Origin of the sequence: Sulfitobacter sp. EE-36, from assembly GCF_000152605.1 — a bacterium.
GTDB classification, from domain to species: domain Bacteria; phylum Pseudomonadota; class Alphaproteobacteria; order Rhodobacterales; family Rhodobacteraceae; genus Sulfitobacter; species Sulfitobacter pontiacus.
The window spans coordinates 2,548,370-2,559,834 of sequence record NZ_CH959310.1 but is presented as its reverse complement, the minus strand read 5'-3'; the positions used below and the strand labels follow the sequence as shown (position 1 = coordinate 2,559,834).

Sequence of the window (11,465 nt, the reverse complement as noted above, 5' to 3'; positions counted from 1 at the left end):
TGGACAGGTGGCCGAGTGGTCGAAGGCGCACGCCTGGAAAGTGTGTAGGCGGGAGACCGTCTCCAGGGTTCGAATCCCTGTCTGTCCGCCATACCCCCCTTACGATATATTCCGCCTGTACGGTGATCGGTTTCGACGCCCCGAACGGGTCGCCAGTTGCCCGTTGGTTCGGGCGCGTCGATGACCGGTTACCTGAGCCTTTTTGCGGTCGCCTTTCTGGCAGCGACGATTCTACCGATGCAATCCGAAGCGTTGCTGGTCGGGCTGATGATCCACGGCCAGCACGGGGTTCTGGCTTTGCTGGCGGTTGCCACGGTGGGCAATGTCTTGGGCTCGGTGGTGAATTGGGGGCTGGGGCACGCGGTGCTGCGGTTCCAGCACAAGCGATGGTTTCCTGCATCCCCGTCGCAAATGGCGCGAGCCGAGACGTGGTACGCGCGCTATGGACGCTGGTCGTTGCTGGTAAGCTGGTTTCCGGTTGTCGGCGATGCGCTGACCGTCACCGCAGGGGTGCTAAGAGAGCCGCTGTGGTCCTTCGTCGCAATCGTCGGCATCGGCAAGGCATTGCGCTATGGGGTGCTGGCCTGGGTAACGCTTGTGTGGATCGGCTGAGCGAAAGAGATCGAATAGCGCGTTGTCTTCAAACGAAAAAAGCGCCCGAGGGCGCTTTGTTTCCGTGATCGTCGTCTGGCGCTTAGCCGCCCCAGTTACGCACCTGACCGCAATCCATATGCACGAAGTTAGAGCCGGAATAGCGACCAACGCCGCCACCGTTACAGGCAATCGCCGCACGTGCCATCTGGTTCACCGAACGCGATGCCAGACGCAGGTCAGCCGCCTGACCACGCATATGGAGGGAGTTCTTGGCCACACCGCGCGATCTGGAACGCAGCATCGCGTTGGTCTGCGGGCTGCGGTAGCCGGATAGAAGCATGTAGGGCTCGGACACATCCAGCAGGTTATGCGACGCGGCCATGATGTCCACGGTGCGCAGGTCCATCGATTTGACGCCATCGGTACGCCAGTCACGCATGAAATAGTTCAGCTCGGATACGGCATCTTTGATGTAGTTGCCTTCGATCCAATAGATCATGTCGATGCGTTCGCCTGTCCGGCCGGAATACATCTTGATGCGACGAATATCGCCGGCCCCACGCAAAAATCCTGCTGCGTTTGCGAAGGTCGGTGCCGCTGCTACGGCTGTCGCTGCGAATGCGCCCAATACGGAGCGCCGGGTCATGCCCGAAGTGCTCTTACCAGTCATTGATTGTATGTCCCGTCTTCTGCCTTTGGTTCCATGATGTTACACGGAGTTTTCCATCGATCCCCAGATGCAACAATTTATGGCATAGCGCGATTCTTGAACCAAGTGCTGAATCGAAAAGGTTCCATCCATCAACAAATTTAGGCGAATTTTTGCGCAACCCTTAGTTGGTTGTTCATTTTTGCCACAGGGGCGATGCCGATAAGCATCAATTTATCCTTAGTTTTCAGTTCACGGGCATTGTTATTGGACAAGAGCATAGGGTTCCCTGCCTATCTAGGAAATCCAAAGCTCACCGATTTCGGGGGAATCAATGACTCGTATTTTAAGCATTCAATCGCGGAAATTTCGCCGCATGGCCGGTTTTCTTGGGGCTGCTGCCACCGCTCTGACACTCTTTACCGCGCCGCAACCCGCTTTTGCGCAGGTGACCGCGTTCAAACAGGCCGTTGCCGAAGCCGCCGCGCGGGATGAGGATATCGCCGCCTACTACCGGACCCACGGCTATGCACCGATCTGGACCGAAGCGACAGAGACACAGCGCGCCCGACGTGCCGCACTTATGTCAGCGATCCGCGCGGCTGATTTGCACGGGCTGCCCGTCGCACGCTATGACCCTCAAGGGCTGATGGAAAAGCTCAAAAACGCGCAGACCCCGCGGGATCGCGGGCTGGCCGAGGTCGAGATGACGCGCGTTTTCCTGCAATACGCCCGTGATCTGCAAACCGGTGTGCTGGTGCCGTCGCGCATTGATCCGTCCATCGTGCGCGAGGTGCCATACCGCGACCGTCAGACCTATATCACCGATTTCATTTCTTCCGATCCCACGCCGTTCCTACGCAATCTGCGCCCGCGGACGATGGAGTATAACGCCCTGATGCGTGAAAAGCTGCGGATGGAGCATTTGCTGACCCAAGGCGGTTGGGGCCCCGCAGTGCCTGCATCCTCGCTCAAGCCCGGGGCGCAAGGCACGCAAGTGGTCGCGCTGCGCAACCGGTTGATGTCGATGGGGTATCTGAAACGATCCAACGTGATGACCTATGACGCCACTTTGCAAGAGGCGGTGCGCAGCTTTCAAAAAGATCACGGGCTGAATGAGGACGGCGTCGCTGGCTCCGGCACCATGGCCGAGATCAACAAGAGCGTCGAGACGCGGCTGCAATCCGTCATCGTCGCGATGGAGCGTGAACGCTGGCTGAACAAGGAACGCGGCGCACGTCACGTGCTGGTCAATATCCCCGCCTTCACCGCGTCCGTCGTCGACAACGGGCAGGTCACTTTCGAGACACGCTCGGTCGTGGGGGCGAACCAATCGGACCGTCTGACGCCTGAATTCTCGGATGTGATGGAATATATCGTCATCAACCCGACGTGGACGGTGCCGCGGTCGATCGTGACCAAGGAATATCTGCCGTCGATGCAGCGCAATCCCAATGCAGCGGGTCATATTGATCTGATCGATAATCGTGGCCGGATCATCAGCCGCGGGTCGGTGAACTTTAGCCGTTATACAGCGCGTACCTTCCCCTATGGCATGCGCCAAAAGCCGGGACGGACCAATGCGCTTGGGTTGGTGAAGTTCATTTTCCCCAACAAATACAACATCTACCTGCACGACACGCCCTCCAAGAGCCTGTTTGACCGCGACGTTCGTGCCTTTAGCCACGGCTGCGTGCGGCTCGCCGATCCGTTTGATTTCGCCTATACGCTGCTGGCCCCGCAAGCGGCTGATCCTGTCGCCTATTTCAAACGGCAACTGGCCACAGGCCGCGAGACTTTCGTCCATCTGGATACCGAAGTGCCGGTCCACATCATCTACCGCACCGCCTTCACCACACCGCGCGGCCATACGCAGTATCGCGCCGATATCTATGGTCGCGACGGCCGTATCTGGGATGCGCTGAGCAAGGCGGGGGTGGCATTGGGCGCGGTTCAGGGTTAACTCGTCCCTGATAAGGGGAGACCGCACATGACCTACACCATCCAACAGATCGCCGACGCGCTTGGCTTGCCAGCGGTCGGCGATACCTCCATTTCGATTGCCAAACTGGCAGAGCCGGCAGACGCGGGCCCCGACGATCTCGCGCTCGCCATGAGCCCCAAATACGCACAATCGCTGTCTGACGGATCGGCCCGCGCGGCGATGCTCTGGCCCGATGCCGATTGGCAAGAGATGGGGTTGAAGGCCGCCATCCTGCCGGACCGTCCGCGCTTTGCCATGTCGGGACTGACCCGCATGATGGATCCGGGGCAGGGGTTCGGGGCTGGCATCCACCCCTCTGCCGTTATTGATGAGACTGCCGAACTGGCCGAGGACGTCTCTGTCGGGCCACTGGCGATTGTGGCGGCGGGCGCGAAAATCGGCGCTGGTTCTGTCATCGGGCCGCAGTGCTACATTGGTACAGACGCGGTTCTGGGTAAGAACGCCTATCTGCGCGATCACGTCAGCATTGGCGCGCGGGTGCGCATCGGCGATGATTTCATCGCACAACCGGGCGCGCGGATCGGTGGCGACGGGTTTTCGTTCGTGACGGCTGAGCCCAGCACGGTGGAACAGACCCGCAAGACCCTTGGTGATCGCGGCGACACAAAAGCGCAACAATGGACCCGTATTCACACCCTTGGAAGTGTGACCATCGGGAACGACGTGGAATGCGGTATGAACTGCACGGTTGACAGCGGCACCATTCGCAACACCGCGATTGGCGACGGCAGCAAGCTCGATAACCTCGTGCATCTGGGGCATAATGTTGTGGTCGGCAAAAACTGTCTGCTGTGCGGGCAGGTCGGTATCGCCGGTTCCGTGACCATCGGCGACAACGTGGTGCTGGGGGGTCAGGTGGGCGTCAGCGACAATATCACCATCGGCGACGGGGTGATCGCGGGCGGCGGCACCAAGATCCTGTCCAACGCGCCCGCGGGCCGGTCGTTACTGGGCTATCCCGCGACGGAAATGGGCAAGCAGATCGAAGGCTACAAAGCGCTGCGCCGTTTGCCGCGCTTGCTTCGCGATGTGGCGGCGTTAAAATCCCAGATGGGCACCTCCAAAGACAGTGAGACAAGCTAGGGCCGATCCATGGCCCGTTCTGACGGAGACTTAGGATGAACATCAAAGATCAGGTCATCAGCATTATCGCCGATCAAGCGTTTCTGGCGCCATCGGATGTCACCATGAACAGCACGCTCGAAAGCCTTGGCATCGACAGCATGGGCATCGTCGAAAGCATCTTCGCGATCGAAGAGACATTCGACGTATCGGTGCCGTTCAACGCGAACCAGCCGGATGCCACGGGTTTCGATATTTCCAGCGTGGCCAGCATTGTCGCAGGGGTGGAACGGCTGCGCGCCGAGCAGGCCTGACGCGTGAAACGTGTCGTGATTACGGGTGCGGGCACGGTCAATCCGCTGGGATTGAACGTGCCCGATACGCTTGCGGCCATGCGCAACGGGGTCTGTGGAATAGGGCCGCTTGATTTCCGCGACGTGGATCGGCTGTCGATCAAGATCGGCGGTCAGGTCCATGGGTTTGACGGTGAAAGCCAGTATAACCGCCAGAAAATCGCGCTGTATGACCGGTTCACCCAGTTCACCCTTGCCGCCGCGGCGGAGGCGATCCGCCAATCGGGGCTTGAGTTCAAGGGAGAGCTCTCGGCGAAATCCGGCGTGGTGCTTGGCACTGCGGGCGGCGGGGTCAGCACATGGGACGATAACTACCGTGCGGTCTATGCCGAAGGGAAGAACCGCGTGCATCCCTTTGTGGTGCCGCGCCTGATGAACAACGCCGCCGCCAGCCATGTGAGCATGGAGCATCACCTCAAGGGGCCATCCTTCACCGTTTCAACCGCCTGCGCGTCCTCGAACCACGCGATGGCGCAGGCGTTTTCGATGATCCGCAGCGGGATGGCACCGGCGATGGTCACGGGCGGCTCGGAATCCATGATGTGCTTTGGCGGGGTCAAGGCGTGGGAAGGGCTGCGCGTGATGTCGCGCGACGCCTGCCGCCCGTTCTCGGCCAATCGCAATGGGATGGTGCAGGGCGAAGGCGCAGGCATTTTCGTGTTCGAGGAATATGACCACGCCCGCGCCCGCGGGGCCGATATCCTGTGCGAAGTATCGGGCTTTGCCATGTCCTCTGACGCGTCGGACATTGTGATGCCGTCCAAGGCGGGTGCTGCCCGCGCGATCAAAGGCGCGTTGGACGACGCCCGGATCAACCCGGATGAGGTGGGCTATATCAACGCCCATGGCACGGGCACGGCAGCCAATGATAAAACCGAATGTGCGGCGGTGGCAGATGTGTTCGGCACCCATGCAGACAGGCTGATGATCAGCTCGACCAAATCGATGCATGGGCATCTGATCGGCGGCACCGGCGCGGTAGAGCTTTTGGCCTGCATCATGGCCCTGCGCGACGGGGTTATCGCCCCCACCATCGGCTACGAAGAGCCCGACCCCGACTGCGCTTTGGATGTGGTGCCCAATGTGGCCCGCGATGCGCGGGTCACGGTGGCGCTGTCCAACGCCTTTGCCTTTGGCGGCATGAACGCGGTACTGGCGCTGCGCGCGATCTGATCTTACCAGCGACACCGCCCATGGAAAAAGCCGCCCGCGTCAAACGGGGCGGCTTTGTCGTCTCAACGGCCCGAGGGCCAAGCGTCTGCTTACCGGTCTTCAACAACCGAGGATTTGTCGAAGCTTGCGGTGAACCCGTCCAGCGACAGCGACAGTTCGACCTTCTGGTCAGGTGCCAGCGCGGGCACGATGGTGATCACGGCCTCTTTCCCGCGTTTGAACGCGGCGACATCGGCTTCGGTCAGGCCCATGCGGACGTAGCAACCAACGGGGTTACAGAAAGCGAAAGGATAGCGGCGCGCTTTGCCACCATCGACGGTCAGCGTCAGCTGCGAGGGCAGGGCCGTTTCCAAGGGCACAACCACAGTGGCACCGGCTGTCGCCTTACCGCCCGCTGGCAGGCGGAACAGCGAGAATTCGGCGACAGGCGCGCCTTGGCCATCATCCATCAACTGGTACATCTGGCAGGGGTCGACCTCTTCTTCGGTCTTGATGCAGCGCATTTCCCAGGCACCGATCACCTCTTTGGTGTAGGGCTTGCCCAGGGTCGGCTCCCCGTCGGCATCTTCACCAAGGCTCAGCTGCGACTGCACGTCGGTGCTGCTGCCGGTGGTGGTGTTTTCTTCCGTCGCGGGTGCCGCTTCAGCGGTCGGCTGCGCCGTTTCCGGGGCGTCTGTTGCTGCGGGTGTTTCCGTGGCTGCAGTTTGTGCGTAACCGGAAACGGGCATAGTCAGAGCCATCGCCGCGCAGAGAGGGAGAAGTGTGATATACTTTTTCATGCTCGTTCCAAATCAGTTAAATTCGACGCCATCTACCATGCGCCAATGCCAATGTCAGGACGATAGCGCTGAAACCATCGTGATTTAAGGCAAAATATTGCCTATTTCATCAGGTTTTCACGGGGAAGAGGCCGGGCGCGGGGGGCTGAAATAGAAAAAAGGACGCGATGCGTCCTTTTCCCTGTTCTTCGTTCTCCCCATCGGACTTGGCCGATTTATTGAAAGCACGTTACGAAAGCATTCGGGCACCGTCAACATAAAATATCACAGCGGTTTCAAGCGCGTAAAACGGACCTCAAACGTAAAAAGGGCCGCACCCGAAGGCGCGGCCAAGTCTGACAGGGAGGAAGTGCCGCCAGCACGAAAAGGACATCACGACCGGCGACAAAATCACTATGGTGTGAAAAGGTTAAGTTTGTATGCTCGCTCTGCACTTTGGCTGCAGGTTATTGGCCCAAAAGGAATTAAATACGTGACAAATGATATCTTCATCGGCGGCGGTGGCGAAAACTACGCGACGAAACAGTTTCTCAACATCGGCTATGCCAACCGTCATGGGCTGGTCGCGGGGGCCACGGGCACAGGCAAAACCGTCACGCTGCAAATCCTGGCCGAAGGGTTTTCCGCCGCAGGGGTTCCGGTGTTTCTGTCCGACGTCAAAGGCGATCTGTCAGGGCTGGCGCAGGCAGGGTCTGCCAGCCACAAGCTGCACACCCCTTTTTCAGAGCGCGCCCAGACCATCGGCTTTGACGATTTCGACTACAGCGCCTTTCCGGTCACCTTCTGGGATATGTTCGGCAAACAAGGGCATCCGGTGCGGACGACAATCTCGGAAATGGGGCCCTTGCTGCTGGCGCAGCTTCTCGATCTGACGGAGGCCCAAGAAGGTATCCTCAACATCGCCTTCCGCGTTGCTGACGAAGACGGGCTTCCGCTGCTGGACCTCAAGGATCTGCAGGCGCTGCTGGTCTGGATCGGGGAAAACGCTGCAACCCTGGCACTGCGCTACGGCAATGTATCGTCGGCCTCGGTCGGCGCGATCCAGCGGCGCTTGCTGGTGCTGGAAAACCAAGGCGCGGCTGATCTCTTCGGGGAACCTGCGCTGGCGCTCACCGACCTGATGCGCACAGACACGGACGGGCGCGGTTTTATCAACATCCTGGCGGCCGACCAGCTGATGCAGTCGCCCAAGCTCTACGCGACCTTCCTGCTGTGGTTGCTGTCAGAACTCTTCGAGGAACTGCCAGAGGTCGGGGACCCCGATAAACCCAAACTGGTGTTCTTCTTCGACGAGGCGCATCTGCTGTTTGACGACGCCCCCAAAGCGCTGGTCGACAAGGTTGAACAGGTGGCGCGGCTGATCCGCTCCAAGGGCGTGGGCGTGTATTTCATCACACAGAACCCCGCAGACGTGCCCGAAGATATCCTTGGCCAATTGGGCAACCGCATCCAGCACGCCTTGCGCGCCTTCACCGCGCGTGATCGCAAGGCGCTGCGCCTTGCCGCCGAAACCTACCGCGGGAACCCGCGTTTCGAAACCGAAGACGCGATCCGCGATGTGGGCGTGGGCGAGGCGGTGACTTCCATGCTGCAGAAAAAAGGGATCCCCGGCATTGTGGAACGCACCCTGATCCGGCCACCATCCTCGCAGCTTGGTCCGATCGATCCGGCCACCCGCGCCGCCCTGATGGCGCAAAGCCCGATGGCGGGGAAATACGACACCCGCCTTGATCGCGCCTCCGCGTTCGAAATGCTGGCCAAACGCGCCGAAGACGCCGCGAAAGAGGCAGCACAGGCCGAGGAACAAGCCGAGTCCGAAGACACATCCCCCGCCTTGCGCGAATTCAACGCAGCGCGGCGCTATGCGGGCAAACGGGTCACGCGCTCGACCTCGAAACGCACGACCAAAAGCGACGACAGCTTTGGCGGTGCCATCGCGAGTGTGGTGATCAAGGAGTTGAAAGGCACAACCGGCCGGCGCATCGTGCGCGGAATCTTGGGCGGGTTGTTCAAAGGACGCTGAATGCGCTTCCAAATGGTCCTAAATCCTCGCCGAAGGCTGGCCTTATCCCGCAAGGGATAAGGCCTTTTCTTTTACTTCTCGGGGATCAACCCACGCGGGCTGAACCGCAATACCAGCAGCAAGACCGCCCCCATCGTCATCAGCCGCATATGCGCAGCGGACTCGATCAGGTGGTCTTTCAGCCAATAGCCGTCGGACATGCCCGCGGTGACCAATTGCATCAGCCACAGCCCCATGGGTTCAACCATCACCCAAAGGTACCACATCAGAAAGCCCCCCAGCACGGCCCCTAGATTGTTGCCGGACCCGCCAACGATCACCATGACCCAGATCAGGAAGGTAAAGCGCAGCGGCTGGTAGGATCCGGGCGTCAACTGGCTGTCCAGCGTGGTCATCATCGCGCCGGCAATCCCGCAGATGGCAGAGCCGAGAATGAACACCTGCAGATGCCGTGCGGTCACGTCCTTGCCCATGGCTTCGGCCGCGACCTCGTTGTCGCGGATCGCGCGCAGCATGCGGCCCCAGGGCGAATTCAGCGCCCGCTGGCTTAGCCACATCAGCACCAAGAGCACCACGGCGAACAGACACACATACAGGAACTTCACCCAAAGCGTCGATGCCTCTACCGGGTTCAGTCCGAAGCCGGCCGCCTGTTCGACAAAGCCCGCGTTATTTTGCAGGTCGATTTCATAGGGGACGGGGCGCGGGATGCCGATGACGTTCTTGACGCCCCGCGACAGCCAGTCTTCGTTCTTAAGCACGGCGATGATGATCTCGGCGATGCCCAGGGTCGCGATCGCTAGGTAATCCGACCGCAACCCAAGCGCGGTTTTCCCGATCAGCCAGGCCGCTCCGGCTGCAAACAGCCCGCCTACGGGCCAGGCAATGATCACCGGCAGGCCAAGCCCGCCAAGATAGCCGGTGGTCGCGGGGTTCACGGCCTCGACCGCGCTTACCGACGGGTCGAGCAGGGCGCGGAAGATAAAGAACCCCGCCACCAGCACCACCAGAACGACCAGCGTGCGCAGCCATCCCTTGGCCATGCGTTTCATCACCTGAACCGCCAGAATGATCGTCGCGGCCCCCATCAGCAGGGCGGTGAGGATCCCCCAGCCCCCCGCGGACCATGCGCCTTGCGTGGGGGGCATGCCGATCAGCACAGCGGCCAGACCGCCAAGGGCTACAAACCCCATGATGCCCACGTTGAACAGCCCCGCAAAGCCCCATTGCAGGTTCACGCCAAGTGCCATGATGCTGGAGATCAGCCCCATCGCAATGATCAGCAGCGCCGCGTTCCAGCTTTGCGCCAGCCCGGTCAGTACGATCAGCAGCGCGACAATGGCGAAAAGAGCGGTGTTTTTCAGTGTCTCGTTCATACCGATTGCCCCTTGAACAGACCTGTGGGTTTGAACAGCAGCACGATCAACAAGATCACGAAGCTGACGGCGAATTTATAGTCGGTGGACAAAAGCTGCACCAAACCGTCGGGGGCCATCCCCTCGGGTGCGAGGTAGCCAAAGACCTTTTTCCACGCATAGGTGATCGTCACCTCGGAGAATGCGATAACAAAGCCCCCCGCGATGGCACCGATCGGGCTGCCAAGACCGCCCACGATCGCGGCGGCAAAGATCGGTAGCAGCAGTTGGAAATAGGTGAAGGGTTTAAAGGACTTGTCCAAGCCATACAGCACGCCGGCGGTGGTCGCCAGACAGGCCACAATGATCCAGGTGATCATGACCACGCGTTCAGGGTTAATGCCCGACAGCAGCGCCAGATCCTCGTTATCAGAGTAGGCGCGCATGGATTTGCCCGAGCGTGTCTTGTTCAGGAACCAGAACAGCGCGGCAACCACGATGACAGCCGTCACCACGGTCAGCCCTTGGGTTGTCTTGATCGCCAGACCTTCCTCCAGCCCCGTCATCTCTTTGAAGTCGCGGGCCGAGATGATGAAGCGTTCGCCATCCAGAAACCGTTGATCCTCTGCGCCGATGATAAAGCGGGTGATGCCGTTATAGACGAATGTCACCCCCAGCGAGACGATGACAAAGATCACCGGTTTTGCCTTCTTTTCGCGGTAGAAACTATAGACCAGCTTATCCGTGCCAAGCAGCAGCCCGATGGTGATGATGATCGCGAATGGCAGCGCCAGCAGTGCGGTCGGTAAGACCCCCAGGCTCAGCCCCAGCGACTGGAAACCCCAGGTGATCAGCACGGCGGACATCGCGCCAAGCGCCATCGTGTCGCCATGGGCAAAGTTCGAGAACCGCAAGATGCCATAGACCAGCGTCACCCCAAGCGCACCAAGCGCCAGCTGCGACCCGTAGGCGATGCCCGGAACCAGCACATAGTTGGCCAAGGCGATGAAAGCGTTGAGTAAATCCATTATTTGCATGTCCCTAGATAGCTGATGACAATCGGCCCATCAGCGTAATGCACGGTATAACGGGAGGCCCCGTCGGCGGCGATGCTCAGCAGGTGGCGGGCATCAAACCCACCCCCCGTCAGGGACAGCGCCTTGACCTGTTTCGTGCCGGTCATGTCGACGGTTTCGGCGTCGCTGACCATTTGTGATTGAACCGTCAGCGCATCGGCAGAGGCTCCGCCTGCGTTGCCGGTGATGTCGGGGGTGAACTCTGTCTCGGTGCAGGGCTCGTTTTCCACACATTCCCACGTAAAGCGGCAGGCGATCGCAATCGTCTGCTGGAAGGGCTCTGCGGGGGCCGTAGCGGCTGCGGCGGTCGGGGCTGTTGCAGCGGTCGTGGTAACGCTGTCCTGCGCCAAGGCTGGCGCCGTGGTTGCCAATAGGGCCATCGGAAGGGTCCATCGC

Annotated in this window: 11 protein-coding genes and 1 tRNA gene; 7 read left to right on the top strand and 5 right to left on the bottom strand. The window is 60.3% G+C overall.

Annotated features, from left to right (window positions below):
• Position 1: 1 nt before the first annotated feature.
• Together EE36_RS15000 and EE36_RS14995 are read left to right on the top strand one after the other, a co-directional pair.
• Positions 2 to 91: transfer RNA gene (locus tag EE36_RS15000), tRNA-Ser, on the top strand.
• A gap of 89 nt (positions 92 to 180) precedes the next feature.
• Positions 181 to 612 carry a YqaA family protein gene (locus tag EE36_RS14995; RefSeq protein WP_005853655.1) on the top strand — a complete coding sequence of 144 codons (432 nt, stop codon included), beginning with the start codon at positions 181 to 183 and terminating at the stop codon, positions 610 to 612.
• Between the two features lie 82 nt (positions 613 to 694).
• Here EE36_RS14995 and EE36_RS14990 read toward each other — a convergent pair whose 3' ends face one another.
• Positions 695 to 1,264, bottom strand: coding sequence for a DUF882 domain-containing protein (locus tag EE36_RS14990; RefSeq protein WP_037944325.1), 570 nt, complete (start codon positions 1,262 to 1,264; stop codon positions 695 to 697).
• A gap of 355 nt (positions 1,265 to 1,619) precedes the next feature.
• On the opposite strand from EE36_RS14990, the gene EE36_RS14985 reads away from it, so the two are divergent.
• The 4 genes from EE36_RS14985 to EE36_RS14970 are packed head-to-tail and all read left to right on the top strand — an operon-like array spanning position 1,620 to position 5,836.
• Positions 1,620 to 3,206, top strand: coding sequence for a murein L,D-transpeptidase (locus EE36_RS14985; RefSeq protein WP_005853649.1), 1,587 nt, complete (start codon positions 1,620 to 1,622; stop codon positions 3,204 to 3,206).
• Between the two features lie 27 nt (positions 3,207 to 3,233).
• Complete coding sequence (gene lpxD / locus EE36_RS14980) at positions 3,234 to 4,331, top strand: UDP-3-O-(3-hydroxymyristoyl)glucosamine N-acyltransferase (protein ID WP_005853647.1); 1,098 nt, start codon at positions 3,234 to 3,236, stop codon at positions 4,329 to 4,331.
• 35 nt (positions 4,332 to 4,366) lie between these two features.
• Positions 4,367 to 4,624: an acyl carrier protein gene (locus EE36_RS14975; RefSeq protein ID WP_005853645.1), complete on the top strand. Its 258-nt coding sequence runs from the start codon at positions 4,367 to 4,369 to the stop codon at positions 4,622 to 4,624.
• A 3-nt stretch (positions 4,625 to 4,627) separates the two neighbouring features.
• Positions 4,628 to 5,836, top strand: a complete 1,209-nt coding sequence (locus EE36_RS14970; protein WP_005853643.1) for a beta-ketoacyl synthase — start codon at positions 4,628 to 4,630, stop codon at positions 5,834 to 5,836.
• A gap of 89 nt (positions 5,837 to 5,925) precedes the next feature.
• Here EE36_RS14970 and EE36_RS14965 read toward each other — a convergent pair whose 3' ends face one another.
• The gene (locus tag EE36_RS14965; RefSeq protein ID WP_005853641.1) at positions 5,926 to 6,564 is read right to left on the bottom strand and encodes an invasion associated locus B family protein; all 639 of its coding nucleotides are present in this window, start codon (positions 6,562 to 6,564) and stop codon (positions 5,926 to 5,928) included.
• 523 nt (positions 6,565 to 7,087) lie between these two features.
• Between EE36_RS14965 and EE36_RS14960 the strand changes: the two genes are divergently transcribed.
• Positions 7,088 to 8,638 (top strand): helicase HerA-like domain-containing protein, encoded by a 1,551-nt coding sequence (locus EE36_RS14960; protein ID WP_005853639.1) that lies wholly within the window; start codon positions 7,088 to 7,090, stop codon positions 8,636 to 8,638.
• Positions 8,639 to 8,709: 71 nt separating this feature from the next.
• Here the strand turns inward: EE36_RS14960 and EE36_RS14955 are convergent, their stop codons facing one another.
• Genes EE36_RS14955 through EE36_RS14945 form a run of 3 tightly spaced genes read right to left on the bottom strand, consistent with a single transcriptional unit; the run spans position 8,710 to position 11,449 of the window.
• The gene (locus EE36_RS14955; RefSeq protein WP_005853637.1) at positions 8,710 to 10,014 is read right to left on the bottom strand and encodes a branched-chain amino acid ABC transporter permease; all 1,305 of its coding nucleotides are present in this window, start codon (positions 10,012 to 10,014) and stop codon (positions 8,710 to 8,712) included.
• Positions 10,011 to 11,021, bottom strand: coding sequence for a branched-chain amino acid ABC transporter permease (locus EE36_RS14950; RefSeq protein WP_005853635.1), 1,011 nt, complete (start codon positions 11,019 to 11,021; stop codon positions 10,011 to 10,013). The genes EE36_RS14955 and EE36_RS14950 overlap by 4 nt, the downstream gene beginning before the upstream one ends.
• Positions 11,021 to 11,449: a hypothetical protein gene (locus EE36_RS14945; RefSeq protein WP_005853634.1), complete on the bottom strand. Its 429-nt coding sequence runs from the start codon at positions 11,447 to 11,449 to the stop codon at positions 11,021 to 11,023. The genes EE36_RS14950 and EE36_RS14945 overlap by 1 nt, the downstream gene beginning before the upstream one ends.
• Positions 11,450 to 11,465 lie beyond the last annotated feature (16 nt).